Annotated in this window: 20 protein-coding genes and 2 pseudogenes; 19 read left to right on the forward strand and 3 right to left on the reverse strand. The window is 39.5% G+C overall.

Annotated elements, in window-relative coordinates; translation table 11 throughout:
- Positions 1 to 248 precede the first annotated feature (248 nt).
- From speB to V3595_RS00465, 10 genes and pseudogenes are all read left to right on the forward strand, one after another.
- Positions 249 to 1247 (forward strand): agmatinase, encoded by a 999-nt coding sequence (speB, locus tag V3595_RS00420; RefSeq protein WP_402899600.1) that lies wholly within the window; start codon positions 249 to 251, stop codon positions 1245 to 1247.
- Between the two features lie 100 nt (positions 1248 to 1347).
- Positions 1348 to 2787: a sodium:solute symporter family protein gene (locus V3595_RS00425; protein ID WP_485904844.1), complete on the forward strand. Its 1440-nt coding sequence runs from the start codon at positions 1348 to 1350 to the stop codon at positions 2785 to 2787.
- A 24-nt stretch (positions 2788 to 2811) separates the two neighbouring features.
- The gene (locus tag V3595_RS00430; RefSeq protein ID WP_485904845.1) at positions 2812 to 3591 is read left to right on the forward strand and encodes a class II aldolase/adducin family protein; all 780 of its coding nucleotides are present in this window, start codon (positions 2812 to 2814) and stop codon (positions 3589 to 3591) included.
- A 90-nt stretch (positions 3592 to 3681) separates the two neighbouring features.
- Positions 3682 to 4671, forward strand: coding sequence for a D-2-hydroxyacid dehydrogenase (locus V3595_RS00435; RefSeq protein WP_485904847.1), 990 nt, complete (start codon positions 3682 to 3684; stop codon positions 4669 to 4671).
- A gap of 156 nt (positions 4672 to 4827) precedes the next feature.
- Positions 4828 to 4920, forward strand: a complete 93-nt coding sequence (locus V3595_RS00440; protein WP_220126990.1) for a putative holin-like toxin — start codon at positions 4828 to 4830, stop codon at positions 4918 to 4920.
- A gap of 252 nt (positions 4921 to 5172) precedes the next feature.
- Entirely contained in the window at positions 5173 to 5745 is a 573-nt protein-coding gene (locus V3595_RS00445; RefSeq protein WP_485904849.1) for a TetR/AcrR family transcriptional regulator, read from the forward strand.
- A 61-nt stretch (positions 5746 to 5806) separates the two neighbouring features.
- Complete coding sequence (locus tag V3595_RS00450; RefSeq protein ID WP_485904851.1) at positions 5807 to 7234, forward strand: MDR family MFS transporter; 1428 nt, start codon at positions 5807 to 5809, stop codon at positions 7232 to 7234.
- A gap of 330 nt (positions 7235 to 7564) precedes the next feature.
- A pseudogene (gene tnpB, locus V3595_RS00455) lies at positions 7565 to 8710 on the forward strand (IS200/IS605 family element RNA-guided endonuclease TnpB).
- Between the two features lie 222 nt (positions 8711 to 8932).
- Positions 8933 to 9991 carry an alkene reductase gene (locus tag V3595_RS00460; protein ID WP_485904853.1) on the forward strand — a complete coding sequence of 353 codons (1059 nt, stop codon included), beginning with the start codon at positions 8933 to 8935 and terminating at the stop codon, positions 9989 to 9991.
- 208 nt (positions 9992 to 10199) lie between these two features.
- Positions 10200 to 10721, forward strand: a complete 522-nt coding sequence (locus V3595_RS00465) for a P-loop NTPase family protein (protein WP_485904855.1) — start codon at positions 10200 to 10202, stop codon at positions 10719 to 10721.
- Between the two features lie 181 nt (positions 10722 to 10902).
- Here the strand turns inward: V3595_RS00465 and V3595_RS00470 are convergent.
- Both V3595_RS00470 and V3595_RS00475 read right to left on the reverse strand, forming a co-directional pair.
- Positions 10903 to 11253: pseudogene (locus tag V3595_RS00470) on the reverse strand (amidohydrolase); the annotation flags it as partial.
- 300 nt (positions 11254 to 11553) lie between these two features.
- Positions 11554 to 12786, reverse strand: a complete 1233-nt coding sequence (locus V3595_RS00475; RefSeq protein WP_485904857.1) for a MerR family transcriptional regulator — start codon at positions 12784 to 12786, stop codon at positions 11554 to 11556.
- Positions 12787 to 12971: 185 nt separating this feature from the next.
- On the opposite strand from V3595_RS00475, the gene V3595_RS00480 reads away from it, so the two are divergent.
- The 9 genes from V3595_RS00480 to V3595_RS00520 all read left to right on the forward strand — a co-directional run bounded on the left by V3595_RS00480 (position 12972) and on the right by V3595_RS00520 (position 24038).
- Positions 12972 to 14258, forward strand: coding sequence for an NAD(P)/FAD-dependent oxidoreductase (locus V3595_RS00480; RefSeq protein WP_485904859.1), 1287 nt, complete (start codon positions 12972 to 12974; stop codon positions 14256 to 14258).
- A 13-nt stretch (positions 14259 to 14271) separates the two neighbouring features.
- Positions 14272 to 15744, forward strand: a complete 1473-nt coding sequence (locus V3595_RS00485) for an aldehyde dehydrogenase family protein (RefSeq protein WP_485904861.1) — start codon at positions 14272 to 14274, stop codon at positions 15742 to 15744.
- 45 nt (positions 15745 to 15789) lie between these two features.
- Positions 15790 to 17208, forward strand: coding sequence for an MATE family efflux transporter (locus V3595_RS00490; RefSeq protein ID WP_063596675.1), 1419 nt, complete (start codon positions 15790 to 15792; stop codon positions 17206 to 17208).
- A 45-nt stretch (positions 17209 to 17253) separates the two neighbouring features.
- Positions 17254 to 17535: a cupin domain-containing protein gene (locus V3595_RS00495; protein ID WP_485904863.1), complete on the forward strand. Its 282-nt coding sequence runs from the start codon at positions 17254 to 17256 to the stop codon at positions 17533 to 17535.
- Positions 17536 to 17626: 91 nt separating this feature from the next.
- The gene (locus V3595_RS00500) at positions 17627 to 19246 is read left to right on the forward strand and encodes an amidohydrolase (RefSeq protein WP_485904865.1); all 1620 of its coding nucleotides are present in this window, start codon (positions 17627 to 17629) and stop codon (positions 19244 to 19246) included.
- Between the two features lie 419 nt (positions 19247 to 19665).
- Positions 19666 to 20964 (forward strand): hypothetical protein, encoded by a 1299-nt coding sequence (locus V3595_RS00505; protein WP_485905667.1) that lies wholly within the window; start codon positions 19666 to 19668, stop codon positions 20962 to 20964.
- Between the two features lie 174 nt (positions 20965 to 21138).
- Positions 21139 to 22326 carry a M20 family metallopeptidase gene (locus V3595_RS00510; RefSeq protein WP_485904867.1) on the forward strand — a complete coding sequence of 396 codons (1188 nt, stop codon included), beginning with the start codon at positions 21139 to 21141 and terminating at the stop codon, positions 22324 to 22326.
- 12 nt (positions 22327 to 22338) lie between these two features.
- A complete protein-coding gene (locus tag V3595_RS00515) occupies positions 22339 to 22539 on the forward strand; it encodes a DUF3311 domain-containing protein (RefSeq protein WP_053344651.1) in 201 nt (66 codons plus the stop codon).
- Positions 22536 to 24038, forward strand: a complete 1503-nt coding sequence (locus tag V3595_RS00520) for a sodium:solute symporter family protein (RefSeq protein ID WP_485904869.1) — start codon at positions 22536 to 22538, stop codon at positions 24036 to 24038. Before V3595_RS00515 ends, V3595_RS00520 begins: the two co-directional genes overlap by 4 nt.
- A 330-nt stretch (positions 24039 to 24368) precedes the next feature.
- On the opposite strand, the gene V3595_RS00525 is transcribed toward V3595_RS00520, so the two are convergent.
- On the reverse strand, positions 24369 to 24497 hold the full coding sequence (locus tag V3595_RS00525) for a hypothetical protein (RefSeq protein ID WP_255256698.1): 129 nt from the start codon (positions 24495 to 24497) through the stop codon (positions 24369 to 24371).
- Positions 24498 to 25172: the final 675 nt, after the last annotated feature.

Below are 25172 nucleotides of genomic sequence, written 5' to 3' on the forward strand. Positions count from 1 at the left end.
GTCGAAATAATCAAAAAATAAATTAAAAAACAAGAAAATGATTAAGTTTTTAATCAATTGCATGAAACAAAATAACGAAAAGCCTCATATACCACAGTGAAATAGTTGGCCTGAATCTTGCTTATGTAATAGATAAGAAGAGAATTTCCATAGCCATTCAATTAGAAAAGATGGAAGTTTGTAGGACAGCTGCAATTGCAGTGAAGTGAAAAAAATTATGGCAGAATTAGAATTTAGGAGGATGTTACATGATGAAGTATCAACCGAAAGACTCATTCAAATCACCCCGTTTTTGTGGAGTGCGTACGTTTATGCGGCTCCCATTTGTTGAACGGGTAGATGAACATATGGATTTTGTCATTACGGGGATTCCTTTTGATTCCGGGCAATCATTTAGAACGGGTGCGAGATTCGGACCAGAGGCCATTCGCGATTTTTCAATCCTTTTACGTCCTTATAATCCAGAACAAGATATTAATATTTTTGACTATATATCAGGAATAGATTATGGGGATATTCCGATCATTCCGGGGTATATTTCTGAAACATATAAAAAAATCGAAGAAGAGCTTACCCCCGTCATTGAAAAAGGGATTATTCCCATTTCATTGGGAGGCGATCATTCCATTACACTAGGGGAGTTACGTGCGATCGTAAAAAAACATGGACCTGTTGCCCTGCTTCAATTCGATGCTCACTCTGATACTTGGGATAGTTATTTTGACCAAAAGTATAATCACGGAACCGTTTTTCGCCGTGCAATAGAAGAGGGTCTCATCGATGTATCGCGATCTCTTCAAATTGGTATGAGGGGCGGTCTGTACGGACCGGAAGATCTTCAGGATGCCCGGGATTTAGGTTTGGGCGTTTATACGACAAACGATTATAAACGTATCGGGGTCGAAAAGATGCTGGGGGTCATTCATGAGCGTGTTGCGAATGGTCCGGTATTTTTATCTTTTGACATTGATTTTTTAGATCCGGTCTATGCTCCGGGAACGGGGACCCCTGAAGTTTCCGGTGCCAGCATTGATGATGCTTTAGCCTTAGTGAGAGGCTTGACGAATATAGATTTTGTTGGATTCGATCTTGTTGAGGTTTTACCATCATACGATCACGGACAAATCACGGCTGCCGCAGCCGCTAATATTGTCTATGAATTCATCACACTCATCGCTCTCGCAAAAAAAGGGAAATTGGAGAAAAAAGAGAGAGTCGGAGATTTGGAAACCCAGCTTAACAATTAGTTTCCTCATTTAACTGTAAAGAAGGAAGGAATCGTTGAAGTCTTTTCTTCCCTCTTTACAAAGCGAAAAGAACAATACAAGCCCAAAAGGAGATGTGTAAATGCATATTTTGGATATATCGATCATGATTCTATATTTTTCTGTTTTAATCATTGTGGGAGTAATCGGATCCAAACGGGCAAAAACAGCAGATGATTTCATTGTGGCAGGACGTAATCTTGGTCATTTTATGTATTTATCTTGTTTAGCTGCTGTGATATTAGGGGGTGCTTCTACTCTAGGAACAGCAAAGTTAGGTTATCAGTTTGGGATATCCGGTATTTGGCTAGTGGTGATGATCGGGCTCGGCATAATCGCTATCGGGTTGTTTTTAACAAATAAGATATTTAATTTAAAAGTATTGACGATCAGTGAAATGCTTGAGAAGCGTTACAACTCTCAGACAAGATTGATCAGTGCCCTTGTCTCTGTTATCTATACATTCATGCTGACTGTAACGCAAGTGATTGGGATGGGGACAATTTTACATGTTTTGGCTGGCTGGAATTTAACGGTTTCCATGATAGTCGGGGGTGGGATCGTATTATTTTATACAATATTAGGAGGTATGTGGTCAGTCACCATGACTGATGTCGTGCAATTCGTCATCATGACGATCGGCATTTTCTTTATCATGCTTCCGATGAGCATCTCTAAGGCAGGAGGGTGGGGCTCGCTTAAAGAAAATCTCCCGGCCTCACATTTCGAGTTAGGCAACATTGGCGGAGAGACAATTTTTCAATATTTCCTACTATTTACTCTAGGGGTAGTTGTTGGCCAAGATATTTGGCAGCGTCTTTTTACCGCACGAACCAAAGCTGTTTCTCGTGGCGGAACGGTTGGAGCGGGACTATATAGTGTTTTTTATGCGATTGCAATCAGTATCATTGGAATGTGCGCTTTTATTATCCTTCCTGATTTAGGCGATCCCCAAAATGCATTTACCAGTATAGCGATGGAAACTTTACCTGCTGGTCTATTGGGGGTTGTCATTGCGAGTGTAGTATCGGCCCTAATGTCCACAGCTTCAGGAACTTTGCTTGCTTCGTCCACTTTAGTTGTTAATGACATCATTAAAAAATATATCGGTCCGGGAATGAATGAACGTCAATTTTTAAAAACATCCCGAATTACAACTTTAACGATTGGTGTATTGACCATAATCGTTTCGATATGGATTCAAGATATTTTAGTTGCATTGGATGTTGCTTACGCAATTTTATCCGGTGCTGTGTTCTTTCCGATCATCCTTGGTTTCTTTTGGAAAAGGGTCACGGCTACAGCAGCATTTTACTCGATTCTGACCAGCATGATCGTTATTATTGTCGGATTGGTGATTAATGGACCTTCCTCCACTCAACCAATCCTGTACGGGCTCGCTACTAGTTTTGTCGTCATCACTACGATCACTCTCCTAAGTTCCAATAATGATCACAGAAACAAAAGTGAAGTAAAGCAAGATATAAAGGGTAAAGCTGACATGGACACAATGGCTAATTGATGGTTCGGCAAAAAAACGGAAAAATTGAGGAGGAAAGTAAAAATGACAAAGACAATTTCCCTGCAACCCGCAACATTCAATACATTGGAAGAAGAGCGCATTCACAGGAAGGAACGGTTGGCAGCTTCATTCCGTCTTTTTTCAAAGTTTGGTTTCGATGAAGGGATAGCTGGCCATATTACGGTCCGTGATCCTAAATATACAGACCATTTCTGGGTTAATCCGTTTGGGATGCACTTTAGTCAAATTTCCGTTTCGGATCTTATATTGGTCAATCATAAAGGTGATATTGTAGAGGGTGAACATTCTGTGAATGGTGCTGCCTTTGCCATTCATTCTGAAATTCATAAAGCGCGACCGGACGCCATTGCAGCGGCACATGCTCATTCAGTCTATGGAAAGACATGGTCTTCCTTAGGGAGACTGTTAGATCCGATTACGCAAGATGCCTGCCAATTTTACAGAGATCATGCATTATTTGATGATTTTACTGGTGTGGTTTATGCATCCGAAGAAGGGAAACGCATTGCTAAGGCTTTAGGTCAATGCAAAGCTGTCATCCTCCGCAACCATGGATTGTTAACTGTAGGCCAGTCTGTAGATTCAGCTGCGTGGTGGTTCATAACGATGGAACGTTCATGTCAAGCACAGATAATGGCTGAATCTGTAGGTAAGCCTATTTTTATAGAAGAAGAGTATGCAAAGTTAACGGCAGAACAAACGGGAACGGAATATGAGGGATGGCTGAGTTTTCAGCCTCTTTGGGACAGAATCAGAAAAGAGCAACCAGATTTCTTGAAGTGACCTTAAAGCAAGGCATGGTATAATCCACGACGGATTGCTTTCTCATAAAAGAGGGAAAAAGGTATCGTAGGTTCTTGAGGAGGTTTTATAATGTCCGGTTCTAAGAAAACAGCACCTTCACTTTATATCAGGGTCGATATACCGGAAAAATACATCAATCAGTTTAAGGAGATTTGTTCAGAAGTTGTTGTCGAGCCATGGGAATTCGGTGAACCTGAACCACAGCCAACAGTTGATTTATCGAAGTTTGATGTCATTTATACGCTGGGGCTTCATGATAGTCTTAACATTATAAAAAAAGCACCAAAGATTAACTGGGTCCATTCAGACACTGCTGGAGTGGAGGCCATGCTGAATGAAGATATACAAAACAGCGATGTCATCATCACCAATGTCAAAGGCTGCACATCTGTCCCGATAGCGGAGCATACAATTGCGATGCTGTCTTCATTAGCAAGAGGTGTACCGACAATGATCAGAAATCAAATAAACAAAACTTGGGTTGAAATTCCTGTGAAAGATCTCGAGAATTCGACAGTGGGGATAATTGGGTATGGTGATATTGGCTATGAGATAGCAAAGAGATGTAAAGCACTAGGTATGACCGTTATTGGGTGCCGCCGGAATCCCTCCAAGAGGAACACAGAATATGAACCTGCTGATTTGATAATGGGAATGGATCAAGTGGATGAGGTCCTTTCCAAGTCCGACTTTGTCGTCTTGGCCCTTCCGTTTACAAAAGATACATCATACTTTTTTAATAAAGAACGCTTAAATAAAATGAAAAAAGGCAGCTATGTAATTAATGTCGGCCGAGGTAATACGATTGTTGATGAAGATTTAATTCATTCCTTGAGCAATGGGCACATAGCAGGAGCGGCTCTAGATGTGTTTGAAGTAGAACCTTTACCTAAGGACCACCCTTTCTGGCAGCTGGAAAATGTCATGGTTTCCCCACACAATGCTTACAACTCTTCCAAACACCTAGATCGGGTAATGGAATTATTCCTGAAAAATTTAAAGCTTTATTCTGACGGTAAACCCCTAATGAACGTTGTAGAAAAAAAACTTGGTTATTAACAGTAATCGGTCTTTTGAAAAAAAATTCGAATGGAGTACAAGGGCAGACCCTGATTGGGTTTGCTTATTTTTTGTTTAAAAGCCACTGCTTCATCTTTTTCTTGTATAGGACAATCTCTGATCAGGAAAAGCTGGATATAAGGAGGCGATGTATGAATGGGTACTTTCGAAGTTATTTCCCTGATGCTAAGCTTTGGCATGTTTGTAATTGCTATTCTTGATTTCAAAAATCATGACAAGAATCCTTGAAGATATTGAGGCAGGCCGATGTGTTTGATTATTAATGGAAGCGTTTTAAAAAATGCCGGGTTGTTTAAGAAGGTATTGATTTTCTCGATTTTTTAAACTTGCAGAGAACACCATTATGAGGTGTTCTTTTTGTTTCAAATGAGTTTCAATCGCATATTCCATGAATACATAAGTATCATCTTTGACAAAACAATGATATACAAGTATAGTCTCTAATAGACCGGTTGATATAATTTAAGGAGTGATCCAGCTATGGCAGAGAAACGAAACTCGAAAGACATTCTTATTGAAGCTGCTTCCCGACTTTTTCGAATACGTGGATATTATGGTGTAGGGCTTAAGGACATTATTGAGGAAAGTGGAATCCCAAAAGGTTCGCTGTATCATTATTTTCCGAAAGGCAAAGAAGAATTGGCGATAGAGGCGATTATTCATACAAAAGAATTCGTGATAGGTGAAATTCAACGGGGCTTTGATGAAAACGATGATCCCATCAAAGCCATTCAGGCTCATATTTTTCAATTATCCGAGGTATTTGGGGATAGTGAAAATCTATTAGGACTGCCAATCGGAACGATTGCAGCGGAAACATATACGACGAGTGAGCAGATAAGAACGGCCTGCCAAGAAGCGATAGAAGATTGGCAATCCATATATGTGAAGAAATTACTTGAGGCGGAATTCAGTGAGAAACGGGCAAAAGAATTGAGTATCGTAATTAATGCTTTGATTGAAGGCGGTATCCTTTTATCCTTAACGGCGAAAAGCGGGGAACCTCTCCAGGCCATTGCCGAACAGATACCATTATTGCTGATAAATAAATAAGTCATAAGGAAAAATTATCTTAAGCTTAGGTCGAACAGTTAGTAATTGGAGGAAATATTTTATGTCTACAGATGCAACACAGCAACAAAAACCAGTCATTAGAACGACTCCCATTTTAATTGCATTTTTAATTGCAGGGTTCATTGGTTTATTCAGTGAGACGGCATTAAACATGGCGCTGGGCGATCTAATACAAGAGTTCAATGTCAGTCCTTCCAACGTGCAATGGCTGACAACGGGTTACCTATTAACATTGGGGATATTGGTTCCCGTTTCGGGACTCTTGATTCAGTGGTTCAATACTCGTCAATTATTCATTGCCTCCATGGTGTTCTCCATCATTGGGACGCTCATTGCAGCAATTGCACCTGGGTTCGGCATCTTGATGCTAGCCCGTGTCATCCAGGCAATCGGAACGGGTCTTTTATTGCCTCTCATGTTCAATACCATTTTATTGATTTTCCCTATTCATAAAAGGGGAGCGACGATGGGATTGATGGGGCTGGTGATCATGTTTGCCCCAGCAATCGGGCCGACAGTTTCAGGTTTGATTATTGAAAACCTAAAGTGGAATTACATTTTCTGGGTGTCTTTGCCGTTCTTTGTGATCGCTTTACTATTCGGTCTCAAATATATGCAAAACGTTTCAACAATCACCAAACCTAAAATCGATGTACCATCCATTATTTTATCGACCATTGGTTTTGGGGGTATTGTTTATGGCTTTAGTATTGTCGGAGAGCAAGGATGGAGCAATGCGATAGTTCTATCTTCGATCATTGTTGGACTTATAGCGCTATTCCTGTTTGCTGTGAGGCAATTCAACATGGATAAACCGATGATTGATTTGCGCGTTTTTAAATACCCGATGTTCACGTTAGGGTTAATAACCGTCTTCATCACCTTCATGATCATCATGTCATCCATGATTCTCTTACCGTTATACCTGCAAACCGGTCTTGCATTAGCTGCGTTTTCTGCTGGGCTTGTACTATTACCGGGTGGAGTGCTTAATGGTATCATGTCTCCGGTTACTGGGCGCATTTTTGATAAGTTCGGGCCAAGAGGGTTAGTGATCCCAGGCTTCATTATCATGATTGTCATGTTATGGACTTTGACGAACGTAACGACTGAAACGACGATCATTATGGTAATCGTCATGCATACCCTCCTTATGATTGGTGTTTCGATGGTCATGATGCCGGCCCAGACAAATGGGCTGAATCAACTGCCGAAAAATCTTTATCCGGATGGAACGGCTCTAATGAATACATTGCAACAAGTATCGGGGGCCATCGGTACAACCGTCGCCATTACAATCATGTCAGCATCCCAAAAAAATTATATGGCAAATGCAGAAGATCCGTTCGATCCATCTGCCATCAGCGGTTCATTGACTGCAGGCGTTCAAGATGCCTTTATTTTCGGTCTTGTCCTTGCAATCATTGGTTTGATCGTATCGTTTTTTATTAGAACAGCACGAGACTAATAAGATATTAGTGAAGAAAAATAAATTAGCCAGCAGGGAAAAGAACTTCTCTGTCTGGCTTTTTTGTTTGAAAAAAAGCAGTAAATTATAAACAATGCTGAGGAATAAATCGTTTTTTATCATTTCCCGCCAGAAGACTCCCTCTTAAAGCGTGCGAAGGGCGAAAGCCCAACGGTAAGGGGGAGATGAATGGCGGTTGGCATAAGCCAAAGTAACCTTTTGACAAACATACGTTCCCTGGTTAATAATAACTATAAGGGGGTGAAACCAATGGTTATAAACAAAGCTTATAAATTTCGAGTCTATCCAACGAAATAACAACTAGTTCTAATCAATAAAACGATCGGCTGCTCCCGTTTTGTCTATAACTTCTTTTTAGGCAAACAAAAGGAGAAAGATGCCTACTGGTATATCTGTGAAGAAATGAAGCAGAACGGCCAATTACCCTCTAATGAATGGTAAGGTTCTTTTCTGAATAAATACGCAACAATCAAAGAACTTCCAGCTTTAAAGAACGAGTATTCTTTCCTGAAAGAAGTAGACAGTATTGCCTTACAGAAATCGGTGGAAAATTTAGCAGATTCCTATAGTCGATATTATAAAAAGCAAAACAAATCACCACGCTTCAAATCGAAAAAGAATCCTATCCAGTCCTACACGACTAAACATACGAATGGGAATATTGGAATGATTGGTAATCAAATCAAATTACCAAAACTCGGTCTCGTTCGTTTTGCTAAAAGCCGCGAAGTCGAAGGACGAATCATCAATGCCACAATCAGGCGAAACCCTTCGGGTAAATATTTCATTTCCGTTTTAGCCGAAACCAATGTACAAGTACTTCCTAAAACGAATCGTTCTTGCGGTGTAGATCTTGGTTTGAAGAACTTTGCTATTCTTTCAGATGGTACGGTCTATCAAAACCCAAAATTCTTCCGGACGGTCGAAAAGAAATTGGCCAAAGCACAACGGATTCTTTCAAGGCGACAAGAAATAGCCTTGAATCAAAATAAATCATTGGCTGAAGCCAAAAACTATCAAAAACAAAAAAGAAAAGTGGCGATCCTACACGAAAAAATTTCAAATGCCCGAATGGATTACTTACATAAACTTTCTACCGAAATCATCAAAAACCACGATGTTATTGGAATGGAAGACTTGCAAGTGTCGAATATGATGAAAAATCACAAACTTGCTAAAGCAATTAGTAAAGTATCTTGGTGCCAATTCAAAAAAATGCTGGAATACAAAGCAAAATGGTATGGTAAACAAATCGTGACCGTATCTAAAACGTTTGCTTCTAGCCAATTGTGTTCTAGCTGCGGTTACCAAAATAAAGACGTTATACATCTGAATCTTCGTGAGTGGGATTGTCCTTTTTGTTCTATTCACCACGATCGAGATAGTAACGCAGGACTCAATCTAATGAATGAAGCCATAAGGCTTCTAACCGTAGGAACTACGGGGTTAGCCTAATTAAAAATTGGCCGATAGGCTAATGTTCTTAGGAATCCCCCACTTCAATCAGACCGTAAGGTCGATAAGTGGTGGGTAGTTCAATGGTCTTTATTACCATATTTTATCAAAAGCTATAAAATCAGAGTGAATTATTTGAAAATTAACCACATATCGGATAATCTTACACAATGATAGTTACTAAATTTAGCTCAGGTAAAGCGGTTAACGGGAGGAATTCAAATGAATACATTAAAAACCAAAATGTTTGAACCTGTAACAATAGGTGCATGGAACTTAAGAACAAGAACGGCAATGGCTCCTATGACACGGTCGTTTGCCGATAACGAAACTGGTGTTGTGAATGACCTGACCGTAGAATATTACCGAAAACGGGCTCAAGATGGAATCGGACTTATCATTACTGAAGGTGTAGTGATTTCACCAAGAGCAAAGGGCAATCCTGGAGTTCCCGGTATATATACTCAAGAGCAAATCAACGGGTGGAAAAAAGTAACGGAAGCAGTACACGCAGAAGGCGGAACGATTATTGCGCAAATCTGGCATGTGGGCCGTGCAAGTCACCATGAAATTGCAGGAGGACTTCCTCCGCAGGCTCCGTCACCTATCGCTGCAGAAGGTAAGGTTTCACGATTCGGCAAACCTTTTGACATTCCTGAAGAAATGACAGAGACGGATATTGCAGAAGTTGTGAACCAATATAAACAAGCTGCAAAGAATGCAATGGATGCTGGCTTTGACGGCGTTGAAATTCATGGAGCACACGGCTACTTAATAGACCAGTTCAATTCTGACACCTCCAATAAAAGGACGGATCGGTACGGTGGGGATTTAAAACAGCGTCTGACATTTATGAAGGAAGTGCTAAAAGCAGTTATTGATGCGGTTGGAGTGGAACGTACCCTTATTCGTTTCTCGGCTTTGAAAATTGACCAGCCGTCTTACATGTGGGAGGACCCTGAAAGAGCGATCCAAACATTTATTGAAGCGTTCAATGAAATAGGAGTCAAAATGATTCACCCATCCACGATGGAATTTACCAAACCGATTGCAAGAGGATTGACCATGCATGAATTGGTACGCAGCCACTGGGATGGAATTATAGTTGGTGTAGGGGGGCTTGATCCAGAAACAGCAGAAGCCGCACTGGAAAAAGGCATCATTGATATTGCGGCGATTGGACGTCCGCTTATCGCCAACCCGGATTATCTGGCACGAATTAAGCAGGATGAAGAACTTGTTGATTACGAGGCAAAGAAACATTTAGGGCAACTGATTTAATAGCGATAAGATATAAGGCAGGCTTGTTCATGACAGGACAACGCAGTACCCATACTTCTGTTTCTATAAGTGATGCGATTCTTCTTCAAGAAGGGTCGCCTTTTCTTATTGAACTAAAATGGAAGAGTAGAAAAGAGGGATGTTAAAAAGGTTAATTGGTAGACTTACTGGTTATTTCAAAAAATATAGTGAGGAAGCTGGTATATCGATGGAACGTATCATGGTTATCGGAGTGTCCGCGGGTGTCGGAAAATCTACTTTTGCAAGAAGACTTGGAGATCATTTGAATATCGATGTATATCATTTGGATACATTCTACTGGAGGCCCGGCTGGGTGGAAGCACCTTTAGAGGATTTTATTTCTGCTCAGAAGGAGGTATTGAGTCATGACAAGTGGATCATGGATGGCAATTATAGTAATTCTTTTCATTTACGTTCGAAGCTTGCCGATACGATAATTTATTTAGAACTTCCTCTTAGTGTTTGTCTTTACCGGGTTATAAAACGCTGGTTGTCTAATCTAGGTAATACAAGGCTGGATATGGGCAAAGGCTGCAATGAAAAATTAGACTGGCAGTTTATTAAATTTATCATGACCACCTACTTTCCTCGCAAGAAAGAAATGAAAGCCAGATTTGCCGATCTTCAAAAGAGTGCCCCTGAAAAGCTAATAGTTATATTAAAAAGCAGGCACGAAATTGAAGGATATTTGTGGAATATGAAGGGATAAGCTTCTTACCATTAATTTTTATGACACTTAGAGATTTCCGAAACTAAGGCTTTCCTGCTCTTAACATGGAGTTAATATAAAGCCCAAAAAGGGATCTTCCAATTGAAGATCCCTTTTTATACCATGAACTAAAGGGCCGTATATGCAAGGGTCGATTACGGCAACCCACTAATCTAGTCTATCATCTTTTAACTAACGGCTTTACATCTTGCGGAATAGGGGAGATATAGCTTTTCCCTTGTAATCGTTCTTTTAGCTCTGTTTTTGCCTTTTCAATTAATTCCGGATTTTGAAGTACTTCTACTGCAGTTGCCGCAATAACCTTGCCAGCATGTAGCATTCCTTTATGGGCAATGGATGTTGATCCCAGTGTAACCCACTGCCAGCTATGCAAAGGTGACCCAAGAACAAAACAAGCTGTTGTGCATTGGGCAGTAGGAACAATCCAACTAACATCTCCCACATCCGAGGGACCTGTTAATGGCGCTTGGAAGCCCTCAATGGGTTCTAACCAATTTGCCAGTGCATCATCAATACTGAGAACCCAACGCTAATCGTTGTATGAGCAACGGATAAAACCCGTTCGTGCATCATTTCTACCTAATTACGAAAGCTAAAGTTCCCCATCTTACTGTTTGCAAAAAAATATCATGATGATAATGTTTCCACTAGAATAAATTTTGCTTTTCCATTCTGACGCACCTTTATTAAAGTAATAGTATCAGTATGTCCAAAATTCAGAGATGCAATTATCTCGAACCAGAACTTTTTTGGCTACAATGGAGCTGTATCATCCTTCAACTAGCAGCTTTTCGGCCAGCCTCTTTGTGTGCTATTTTTTCATACTAGCCAAATACATTAGCATGTGGAATTTTTCGTCTATTACATGATAATCAAAAAAAGTTCCTGGATCTGTACAGTAACCGATATTTTCACTTTGTGTAATTTGAAATCCGTTGACTGATATATTTTCTTCTATGTATTTTGGATATAAAATATGCACGTGGGAATTTGGATATAAGGCTGAAATATTTTTCAAGGATTTGGCCGAGCTATCATAATAGGAGTACCCGCCGACAATTGTTGAACTGCTATGTAAATAGTTTTTTAGAACATGAATTGGGAACTGCGGATTGAGCAGTGAAAAATCATTTGCTGTAAAACTATCCACAAAAACATCGATGCTAAGCGGTTTCAATGGCAGATTTAAATCAGAATTCAAAATATAAAGGACATTTGGCTTTGGATTCATACGCTCAATTCTTTTTCTAACCTTCTTGAGCATCGCAAGCGAATAGCCACTGAATACATAGGATGCGCTCGTTTCAAGAACATCGATATATTTGGGTAGTGACACAAAAGCGTCAACGTTTGTTTCCACGATTAACTTGTTTTTCAAATCTACATTTTGGAGAACTTTTTGAAACCAAAAATTACTTTTTTCAAATAAGTTAATCATATTGGGATTGATCTCATTAATCGTTTCTTTATCGTAAAAATAAGATGGATAAGGAGACGTCTCGTACAAGTTCCCGGTAATGATAATACCTTCCTCGATAGCTGCCTCGTATCCACAGGTACAAGTTAAACTCCCAGTTTGAATGTAGACTTTTTTAATCGTCACATCTTTCATTTCAAGTGGAATGTGGCACTTCGGACAATAGAGCAAATTTACAAAGGAAAGTGGGACCCCTGTAAAATTCTCTTCTTTGGATGAAGGCGAATTGGTTTGAACCGCTTTTTCAATCAATTGGATAGCTTTTGATATGTCTTCTTTTTTCTTGGTCAGCTGGTTCTTTTTATCAATGAGAAAGTTGTTGTAGTAGTCGATATCATCATGATCAGAGAAGTTTGTGACACGCTGATACGATAAAATTTGTTGAATTTCTAGCAGTGAAAAATGAAATTTTTTCAGCTCAGTAATAAAAGCCATGTCGTCGAGACACAATTGGTTCATTTGATACTGGGTGTTTTTTTTGTCTGGTATTAATAATCCTAGTTCAATGTAATAACGAACGGTATCGGTGGTAACATGAAAAAGCTTTGCAAATGTACCAATTTTCATAGATGCCCCCCAATGAAGAAAGTGGAGTTACTCCACTTTTTTACGAAAATGAATTCAAAAAACTCTCAAATGGCTATTGACTTGGAGGAAACTCCAAGTCATATGATGGACTCAATAAGTGTGAATATTGTGAATAAAATTTGACTGTATTATAGCATACATGTCACATAAGGAGAATAACAAGCATGGATAAGATGGATCGAATGGATACTCTATCGCTGTGGGCAGTGACTGCAAACAGCTATGAAAAAGGAAATTTTCTTGAAGGAAATGAAGAGGCAGATGTTGTCATTATTGGAGCAGGTTTCACAGGTCTTTCTTCTGCGTATCATTTGCAAAAATTAGGGAAGAGTGTCATTGTCCTTGAGCAAGAAACGATCGGATATGGTGCCAGCGGTCGTAACGGCGGGATGGTATTGCCAGGCTATAAGCCAACGATGAAGGAGCTTGCCAAAAAGTATGGTGCCGACGAGGCAAGACAGCTTAACGATCTCTCCTTGTTTAGCGTTGAACTGGTTAAAAAAATCATTGACGAGCATCAAATCAACTGTGACTTTAGAAAGACAGGTCACATTGTGGCGGCTTACAAAGCCAAGCATTTTGAAGAATTGAAACATGAAAGCGAATTCTTAAACAAAAATTTTGGGTACGATTCAAGCGTGCTTGATCGAAGTCAGTTGCATCAAGAGATCGATTCCCCACTTTATTATGGCTGCTTAGTCGACAACTCGAGTTACTCGTTCCAGCCACTGAATTATGCAATTGGTTTGGGAGAAGCAGCTAAATCGATCGGTGCAAAAATCTTTGAGCATTCGAAAGCACTATCTATTGAGTACGGTCAAAACAGAGTGAAAGTTGTAACAGAAAAAGGAGCTGTTACTGCGAAAGACATTATTGTCGCTACAGATGGTTACTCCGGAAAAATCATGAATGAACTGAACAAAGGCGTACTGCCAATTTCGGCACGTATTATTGCTACTGAACAGCTACCAGAATCACTGGTGAATACCATCATTCCTAAAGATCGCATGGTTTTTGATACAAGCAATTTCCTTTACTATTTCCGACGTACACCAGATAATCGGATCGTATTCGGCGGTGGCGATATTCGTCCAAACTTAGGCGATGCCGTTTATCAAAGTGTTTACGATGCCATGGTTAAAATAATGCCAAAACTAGCAGGAAGCAAGATTGATTTCAGTTGGGGTGGATTTATCGGGGTTACAATTGATACGTTCCCTGTTATCGGCAAATCCAAAGAAGGCGCATATTTCGCAACGGGTTATACGGGCCACGGCGCTTCTCTCTCGACATTGTTTGGCAAGTTATTGGCACAATGGATCGTTACGGGGAGTGCAGGTGGATATCGGTTTGAAAAGGAACGCCTCAAATCATTCCCATTCTATAATCAGAAAACCATTCTGGTAAATCTAGCACATATTGGTTTTAAACTGGTAGATATTATTGCTTAAAGGAGAGTTGTTTATGAAAATAAACATGTTCATTGACGGGAAATGGGTAGAAGCGTTATCCGCTGATAGACGAAAGATTATCAATCCTGCAACTGGAGAGGTGATCGCATCGTCTGCTGATGGTTCAGCAGACGATGCGAAGATAGCAATCAAGGCGGCTCGTAAAGCGTTTGACAGCGGGATCTGGTCGGATTTATCAGCTGATGAAAGAGCTGACTATCTCTATAAGATTGCAGACCGTCTTGAAGAGAAGGCAGCTGAAATTGCACGTTTGGAAACTGCAAATAACGGTAAGGTTATTCGTGCAACCACCTATGTGGATATTCCGGTATCGATTCAATGCTTCCGCTATTATGCTGACTTGATCAAAGGCATGAAAAAGGAATCTTACACTCGTGCTGATTCTTCAGAAACAATTATTATTCATGAACCGATTGGTGTTTGTGGACTTATTGTACCTTGGAACTTCCCACTTATGTTAGCTGTTTGGCAGATTGCTCCTGCACTCGCCGCAGGGAATACAATTGTACTTAAGCCTGCTGAGGTCACTCCTGTAAGCGTTTTCAAATTATTTGAAATTATCGAAGAGGTTGGACTTCCGGCCGGAGTGGCAAACTTGCTATTGGGGCCTGGATCAACAGTTGGGAATGAGCTTGCCGAAAGCCATGATGTTGACAAGATTGCCTTTACCGGTGGAACAAAAACAGGCCAAAGCATTATGCGCGCAGCTGCGGGCAATATGAAAAAAATCACACTTGAACTGGGTGGTAAATCTCCACTTATTGTGTTTGACGATGTGGATTTTGAAACTGCAGTCGAGAATGCGATGTTTGGTATTTTCCACAATGCTGGGCAGGTTTGTTCAGCTGCATCTCGTTTGCTTGTACAAGAGAGCATTTACGATAAGTTTGTTGAAAGATTAGCCGAGCGTGCAAGCAAAATTGTAGTTGGCAATGGGGAAAGCGAAAACATTGAAATGGGATCCCTCACAAACGAGCCTCATATGAATGAAGTTTTACATTACATCAAGAGCGGAATCGAAGAAGGTGCAAAATTAGTTTGTGGTGGTAAGCGCTTAACAGAAAATGGGCTTGATCGAGGATTTTTTATTGCGCCAACGATCTTTGCTGATGTAAATGCGAATATGCGTATTGTTAAGGAAGAGATTTTTGGTCCAGTCCTTGTTGTACAGAAATTTAAAGATGAGGAAGATGCCATCCAAAAAGCGAATGATTCCATTTATGGATTAGCTGGTGCTGTATTTACTGAAGATATGGATCGAGCAAAACGTGTCATTAGTAAATTGCGTGCGGGAATTACTTGGATTAATAGTTATCATCTCGCTTATGTTGAAGGTCCTTGGGGAGGATATAAGCAAAGTGGAACCGGCAGAGTGTTAGGTGCTGTTGGGCTGGAGCACTTTATGGAAACAAAGCAAATCAATATCCACCAGCATGCCAAGCCTGTAGGTTGGTATGCGAATTAATTGAGCTTAACTTACTACATCTATTATTTATAGGGGGACATGCTCATGAAAATAGCAGACAACCGTCCGTCATCGAAGATAGAGCAAGTAGAAGTAATGAATAAGCCAGCGCATGATTCAGTGCTGGGAACCAAAAGTATTCCGTTACTATATTTACGATTTGCTTTGGCAGGAATTATGGCTAACGCAATTCTAGGAGTTGCAGCGGTTGTCGATGGCTATTTCGTCAGTGGCTTTCAGGAGCTGGAAGTCGAAGGGATTGGAATTGGATTTACGGTCATGGTTATTACCCGTATGCTTGGCGTACTTTTGGGTGTGGGAGCCGGAGCAGTCATTTCACTTCGCCTTGGAAAAGGGAAAATCGAAGAAGCTAGAGGTATTATGGGACAAACCTTATGGTTTACTCTTTTCATCTCCACTTTGCTAGCTGTAATTGGAGTGGTCTTTGAAAATCAAATCATGACCTTATTCGGAGCAAGTGATGAAGCGCTTCCATATGCGGTGCAATATAGCCGACTGCTATGGATTTCATTGCCATTAACGATATTGGCCGTTGTATTAAGTGTTTTAACCAATATCGATGAAAAACCTGTATTATCAATGAACAGTTGGTTAGTAGCAGCAGTTGTTGGCGGGATTACAGAATGGATTATGGTAACGAAGTATGACATGGGGATGATGGGTTCCTCATGGGCCAATACGATTTCGCAATCGATCCCTGTTTTCCTAATCTTTTATTTCTGGTTTGGTAAAACAAAACTTAAGCCAAAAATGAAAGATATGATGATTAATCTCAAGACGATCGGTGAAGTGGCTTGGACGGGCTTTGCATCTTTCTCGAGTCTGTTCATGATGTTCATTGCCATTATTTTCTTCAACAACATGCTGCAAAGGTACGGTGGTGGGCTGCACGTTGCCGCTTTCACGATTCAAAACGGTTACATTACAAATATGCTCGCCTTAGCAGCGCTCGGTGGGATGACAGGACTTCAACCGATCATTAGTTATAATTACGGTGCGGGCAACCTTGATCGTGTTAAACAAGCAATTAAGATGGGACTCATTTTTACGGTTGCCTTCTTTGTGATTGTGACATCCATACTAATCATTTTTGCAGATCCAATTGTGTCATTTTTTTCCGTTGGTAATCCTGAATTGCAGAAACTGGGCATTTGGACGACAGTTGTATTCAATTCTTTGTTTACGCTTAATGCAGTCAGCTTGCTTATCTCCGGTTATTTCGAAGCACAAGAGAGAAACTGGTCCGCAACGTTTATTAGTGTTAGCAAAATGCTGTTGTTCATGTTCCCGTTTCTATTTATTTTCCCGAAATTCTGGGGTGTAGAAGGTATATGGTACGCAGGTCCTGCCGCAGAAATTCCAGGCCTTCTCATTGCCATATACTTTATGAAAAAAGAGTTCAAACGTTTAAAAGATACCAATGTTAAGACAGTAAGTTTATAAAACCTATTCCTTCAAAATTACCTATAAGAAAGAGAGAGGATCATCTTGTTTTTTGCGAAAAAACTTACAGCCGAAGAAGCACAACAACTTGGTGTTGACACGTGGGAACCATGGGTGGGCGAACCGAATAAAGGAACGTGGCATCTAGAAGAACAGGAAGTTTTCTTTGTGACAGACGGTGAAGTGTTTATTACTGTTGATGGAGAAAAGTATCATATTACAAAGGACTGGGTCGTTTCCTTGGCTAAGGACCTTGTTTGTGAGTGGGATTGTCCAGTATTTTTGAAAAAGAATTATAAAATGAACCATGAGATCAATCTGAAATAATGTGAAATGGGAAGTGGGCATATTTTAAGCAGATGAATGCTAAATACTGAACTGATCACTCTAAAAGAGTAATTTCGAAAGGGATGAGTGTATGAAAGCTGATGTTGTATTGATAAATGGAGAGGTTATTACAGTAGACCAAAAGAATACAGTAGTCGAAGCTGTAGCAATAAAAGAGAATCGTATCGCAGTTGTTGGTTCAAATCAGGAGGTTAAGAGTTTTATAGGAGAAAAAACGGATGTAATTGACTTGAAAGGAAAAACGCTTCTTCCTGGATTCATTGATTCTCATATTCACCTCATTTTTTATGGGTTGAATCAGTTGGCGGTAAGTTGTAAAGCTGAACATATCGATTCCATCGAGGCTTTGTTAGCTGACCTGAAAAAGAAAGCCTTAGAAACTCCTAAAGGTGAATGGATACGTGCTTGGGGCTTTAATGAAGCCGCAGTGAAGGAAAAGCGTTATCCATCAATCGCTGAACTGGATGGAATTTCAGATGAACACCCCATTATTGTATCACGTACTTGCAACCATATAAGCGTGGTGAACAGCAAAGCATTAGAAATAGCGCAAATTAACGAGAACACCCCGAATCCTAATGGGGGAGTCATTGAAAAGAATAAGGCAGGAAGGCTTACAGGAAAATTAATTGAAGCAGTAAATATGAGTATGAACGAGTTTGCAAGTTATACAGAAAGTGAACAGATGAAGGCTGTGAAAATTGCATCAGATCATTTCGTTGCAGCGGGCATAACAAGTATACATGAGGCAGGAGGAAATGGTCCTGAGAGTTACCGTTTACTGCAACAAGCTGTGAAGAGTAAGGATATTCGTGTCCGAATATATGCAATGATATGTCAGGTAAATAACTCCCATGAATTTGTTAATAAAATGGTCGAAGCTGGTGTGGTAACTGGTACCGGAGATGAGAGATTCAAAGTTGGACCAGTTAAATTGTTTACAGATGGAAGTAGCACGGGGCCTACAATTGCAACTCGTGAGTCATACTCCAGTGACTCTAACGATTATGGCATTCTTTATTATAGTGAGGAAGAAATCTATCAGGTTTTAGGTGAAGCACATAAAAAAGGCTATCAAATCACTGTACATGCACAAGGTGATAAAGCCATTGAAATCTATTTGAATTGTGTGGAAAAGGCGTTGGAGGAATCACCAAGAAAAAACCATCGTCATCGGATTGAGCACGCGGGAATTTCTTCACCAGATTTACAAGAGAGAATGAAAAAACTCGAGATGGTTCCTATTCCAAATCCTCCATTTCCATATGAATTCGGAGAGATATATGTCCAACACTATGGTGATCGTGTTAATCACATGTATGCTGTTCGTGATTATATTGATCGTGGCATCATGGCTGCAGGTGGATCGGACGCGCCAGTTACTGACTATAATCCTTTATTAGGAATTCATGTTGCTGTCAATAGAAAAAGCCAGTCTGGAATGGAGTTTGGTGCTAATCAATCCATAAACGTAATGGAAGCTATTAAACTATACACCTGGAATGGCGCTTATGCGAGTTTTGAAGAAGAGATAAAAGGAAGCATAGAGGTCGGAAAGTTGGCGGATTTAGTTATATTAAATGACAGCATTTTAAGTGTCAACCCAAACCAAATTAAAGATTTAAAAGTAGAAACAACTATTATTGATGGTGAAATTATCTATCAAGAAGAACTATCAGTGAAAATTTAATATATCATAGTTTGCAAACCACGTAGCCCTTGTAAAGTTACGTGGTTTTTTTTCGAAATAGGTACCCCAAATTATATATGTGCTGAAAATCGAATGAGATGGAAAAGTAGTTATGAATCACTTGAATAACGTATACAACGTATTTTTACTTCATGTTGCATGATAAAATGATACATAAGAGAAAAAATTTGGCGTGGGTATGAATACAACTATATATTATACCATCACTACCACTCTTTTCTTTTTTCTGCTGATATGATCAAGAGTAACAAAAGAAATAATAACCAGGGCTCATACAAATTGAGCAATATTTAGACAGCAGAAAAATTAGGATTACGATATCATGACTTGGATTAAACCAGGATATTCTAGAAAGAACAATGAATCTATTACAGATGGTAAAGGAAGTCGATTACTGGATGTATAAAATCGGACTTGTCGGTCTAAAAACTTCTATAGAACAAATTTTAGTTTTGGCAGAAGAATATAAACATGAGTTGGAATTCATCTCATTGCCCTATGTAAAGACCGAAGAGGTGGAGAATATTGTAAAGGAACATGAATCTCACGTACATGCATGGCTTTTTTCTGGTCCACTTCCCTATGAAATTGCGCGAAAAACAATACGTACAGATAAAATAATGGTCCATGTTCCTGCCACGGAATCAGGTTTTTATAAATCTTTTTTAGAGATGATCTACGAACAAGGGAAAATCATTGAGCATCTAAGTATCGATACTATGTCCTCAAATAATATAAGTGAGGAAGCTTTGTCACAGTTGAATATAAAAACCAAAAAGATTTATACGAAAGTGTTTGAGACAGATGTTGATACGGATGAATTGGTACATTTTCACTTGGATTTATGGAATACGGGAAAGACAGAAGGAGCTTTTTCTTGTTTTCCTTCCGTGTGTGAAGCTTTAAGGGAATATGGCATTCCAGCTTACCGAATGTCGATGAGTAAGATGGAAGTGAGGCAAACGCTTCGAATTCTTTCTGAAAAAGTAAAGACTTCCTACTTTAAGGATACACAAATCGGAGTTGAAATCATTGAAGTCGAATATTTTAACAAAGTTGCAGAGGAAATGAAAACTCCTTATCATTTACAATACTTGGAGCTACGGCTAAAAGAAATGTTGATTCAACTTGGAGAAAAAATAAATGGTTCCTTTTCAGAGAAAGGGAATGGAAGATACATGATTTTTAGTTCTCGCGGCGCAATTGAACGAGAAATCATTACCCTCGAAGATACCATTCAAAAATTGGCTTTTGAAGCAGATACAACCGTTGCCGTCGGAATTGGCTTCGGTGAGACTGCCTATTCGGCGGAAATCAATGCTTTTCGTGCTATTCAACATTCAAAAGAGATGAAGAAGCGAGAAATTGTGATTATTCAAGATGATGGCAAAATTATCGAATCACCAGGCAAAAAGAAAGAACTGCAATATGATACCCGTACCCACAATAAACCCCTTATAGAAAAGTTGAAAAACGGAAATATCAGTGTTAAAACGTATAAGAAGATATCGGCTCTCGTTCAAAGAATGGGCTGGAGTGATTTTACTACAAAGGACTTAGCGACACATCTTGAGATGACAGAGCGGAATGTACGGCGTATTGTTGCGGATATGTGCGAAGTTGAGTTGGCACAATGCGTTGGTGAAGAGGCTAACGCCACCCGTGGAAGACCGAGTAAAATTTATCAATTATTATAATTACAGGCACCCAAAATTTGGGTGCTTTTTTAGTGCGAAAAAATAGTTTGGAATTTTCAAAAAATATTGTAATAAAGACCGTGTGAGATTATACTCTATTTAAGGAATTTTTTCCTTAAACTATCCTAAATTAAGAAATGTTATGTAAATTGAATGAAAAAGGAGTTGTAGTGGATGTCTCAAACGATAATGATTCATGATTTGATCGAGGCTGTTAAAGATGAAGTGATTGCTTGGAGAAGATATTTACATAAGTATCCGGAGCTTTCTTTTCAGGAGGAAAAAACAGCACAATTTGTTTATGAAACACTGCAAACTTTTGGTGAATTGGAAATTTCACGTCCGACAAAAACGAGTATTATGGCTCGTTTGATTGGTCAGCAGCCTGGGAAGGTTATTGCACTGCGGGCAGATATGGATGCGCTTCCAATTGTAGAAGAGAATGATTTTGACTTTGTGTCACAGAATTCAGGAGTTATGCATGCTTGCGGACATGATGGGCATACGGCGATGCTGCTTGGCACAGCAAAAATTCTTACACAGTTAAAGGATCAAATTAAAGGGGAGGTGCGCTTTTTATTTCAACATGCTGAGGAACTGCCGCCCGGTGGAGCTCAAGAAATGGTGAGAGCCGGTGTGCTGGATGGGGTGGATATGATCATTGGATCCCATCTCTTGTCGACTCTTCCTTTAGGGAAAATTAGTTTGGGTTACGGTCCAGTGATGGCTGGAGCTGATACTTTTAACATTACTGTGGTGGGTAAAGGGGGGCACGCCTCACAGCCTGAACTTACCGTCGATCCCATAGCAATTGGAACTCAGGTTGTATCAAATCTCCAGCACATTGTTTCGAGGTATCGAGATGCCCAGGAAGCCCTGGTGATTTCAGTGACTCAGTTCCATGCGGGAAGTGCGATTAATGTTATTCCAAGTAAGGTAAGCATTGGTGGATCAGTTCGCAGCTTCAATCCGGAACTGCGGGAAGAAATCCCGAATTTTATCGAACGGATAGTAAAAGGGATTACTGAAGCGCATGGAGCTACTTATGAATTCGATTATCAGTTTGGTTATGCTCCTACCATTAATGATGAAGAAGTTACCCGATTGATGGACGAAACAGTCTGTGAAATATTTGGTGAAGAAAGTCGAGAAATTTCAAAGCCAATTATGGGAAGTGAAGACTTCTCTGCTTTTCAAAAAGTAGTTTCAGGATCTTATATTGGAATAGGAGCTCGTAATGAAGAAAAAGGGATTATATATCCTCACCATCATCCCAAATTTACAGTCGATGAACAGGCTCTACAAAATGGGGTGAAGTTATTTGTTCATGGGACTTTAAAAATGTTAAATCTAACTTACTAGGGGGTTAAGAGTTTGAAAAAAATATATTGGCTCGGAATTATCCCGTTTCTTGGCTTTATTGTGGGGGCTTTGTTTACAAATAAAGTAACTCCCTATGTTCTGGGTATGCCATTTTTTCATTTTTGGATTGTACTTTGGTCTGTGCTGACCACAGGTATAATGGGGATTATTTATCTACTCGATCCTGCTAATCAGAAGGGAGATTCAAGATGAACATTGCCGTTTTTTTCATCCTGTTTTTTTTCGTCATTTCCGTTTTGATTGGTATCCAGGCTAAAAAAGGGAAAGAAATGAACTTAGAACAATGGTCAGTTGGAGGTCGCGGAATGGGAGCCCTATTGATTTTCCTCTTATCCGCAGGTGAAATGTATACTACCTTTACCTTTTTGGGTGCAAGTGGTTCGGCTTATGGGGAAGGTGGTTCCATCTTTAGTATCGTGACATATGGCTGTCTGGCTACAGTCATCTCCTATTGGACATTTCCGGCAATCTGGAGGTATGCAAAGAAACACAAATTAGTTTCCCAATCTGATTTTTTTGTGAAAAAATATCAAAGTCCATATCTTGGTGTGCTTGTTGCTGTAATAGGTGTTATAGCTTGTACTTGCTACTTAGTCCTGCAATTGAAGGGTTTAGGATATATCGTTTCTGCAACATCCTATGGGGTCATTTCTTCTACAGCTGCCATTTGGGTTGGAGCAATTGGTGTTACCATTTTTGTAATGGTTTCCGGTATTCACGGTTCTGCCAGGACAGCTATTTTGAAGGATATTCTGATTCTTGGCGTTGTTGTATTTTTAGGAGTTTATTTCCCACTTCATTATTATGGCGGTCTTCAACCTATGTATGAGGCCGTTGAACAGGCAAAGCCGAACTATACCATACTTCCAAATCAGGGAATGAGCGTTTCATGGTATATATCGACCGTTGTATTAAGCTCTATTGGATTTTATATGTGGCCGCACGGGTTTTCTCCTATTTATGCTGCCTCTAGCGAGAAAGCACTGCGAAAAAATGCAATCCTAATGCCAATGTACCAATTGATTTTATTGTTTGCCTTTTTTGTCGGGTTTGCAGCGATCTTACAGATGCCTGGATTAAAAGGCGGCGACGCCGACCTTATCTTGCTGCAGCTTTCTAAACAAGAATTTGATCCATGGTTTGTAGGCTTAATCGGTGGTACTGGCGTGTTAGCCGCTCTAGTCCCAAGTTCCATGCTGTTGCTGTCTATATCAACATTGCTTGCGAAAAATGTATACAGCGTATTCACTCCATCTGCAACGGAAAATCAAATTGCAAAACTGGTAAAATATTTGGTTCCGCTTATTTCTCTAGTAGGGATTTACTTGACCTTTAAAGGTGGAAACACCCTCTTTAGTCTCGCTTTAATCGCCTATAATTTTATTACACAACTTGCTCCTGCCTTTTTCGCAAGTTTGATGAGAAAGAATTTTGTAACCAAACATGGAGCATTTGCAGGGATAATAACAGGAGGAGTACTAGTCTCCATTATGGAACTAGGGAACATAAAAATCAGTCAACTATTTCCTTATCTTCCTCAAGCAATTAAAGATCTGAATGTGGGTATTATCGCCCTATTTATTAACATTGTTGTTTTAGTGGTGGTCAGTCTGATGACAAAAAACTTTACTTATACTCATCAAGATACTGATGATTTGGAGACATCAACAGTAGACAAGATCCTAATGTAAAAAGAAATCAAATAGCTAACTCAACATGATTTTTACATTCACTTCCGATATAAATATGTAAACCGAATTCCCTCCAATTAAAACTTTTCTGGGGGCAGTTTTGCAGCACTCCATTTACAGTTCGAATAACGCTAATGATGAATTGGACTTTTTGGAATCAAAGGTGTCCAGTGGACACAGGATAATTCAGCGAGTCTCCATTTTTGGATTAAAGGGGGAAGGGGTAACTTTGAGAATTGTCCTTTTTGATTTCTTTCTGACAAATAACTAAGAAGATTATCTGCAAAAGAAACAAACCGGTCCTGAATATGGCCGGTTTGTTTCTTTTAGTTATTCTGTTTTAGAGCTCTGATCTTTATTTCTTTTATTTCCTTTGCTGTTGTCCCCACTAACAGGAGCTTGCCCGTGTAATTGCGGTGAATTTTGATTACGGCTGCCTTTATTAAATTTTTTTGTCATGTCTTACATCTCCTTTCTTTTTTCAAATACAGTTTGTCCCTTTTTGGTGAACTTATGTTTGTCACTTGTAAGGAATATCCTTATCAAGTGATATTTTTCATTCACGGCTAATAAGGTAGCTCAGTAGGAGGATAGATAGAATAATCATTACCTGTTGAAAAAAGGGGCTCAGCTGCATATCGAGTCAGGTTGGTTAGATTGAGTTACAGAGGACTGAGTTAAAGTACTAAAACGCTTGTCGGACCTCCAAGTTTATCGATCTGCATTTCGCCCTTGAGGGATTTAACATAGACAAAGTGTGCAAACTGGCTGTTATGACTGTTGAAAGTTCTAATTATGAAGGTGAAATAAAAAAATTTATGGAATGTTTGGGAACTAGAGGATCTTTTTAACATAAGTTCATTCAAGAGGGTTAAATTACATAGTTCTTACTTTATTTTTAATAAGCTTACAGTAGTAGTTTGTAGCTCTGAAAAAAAGAAAAGTATATACAAATAAATGATTTCAAGGATACATGTGGTATTCTTTTTTAAAGCATGTATAAGCATCTTCATAGTGATCTTTCCTTTCTTATTGTAATTTCATCAATTATACTAATGAATTTATACAAAATCTTCCTCTTTGTTAGATTACCTGCCATTGTTTTTTTGGATGTAAGATTTTGTTGAAAAAGGA

It is taken from the genome of Bacillus sp. CFBP9009, assembly GCF_036541465.1.
Lineage (GTDB): Bacteria > Bacillota > Bacilli > Bacillales > DSM-1321 > Peribacillus.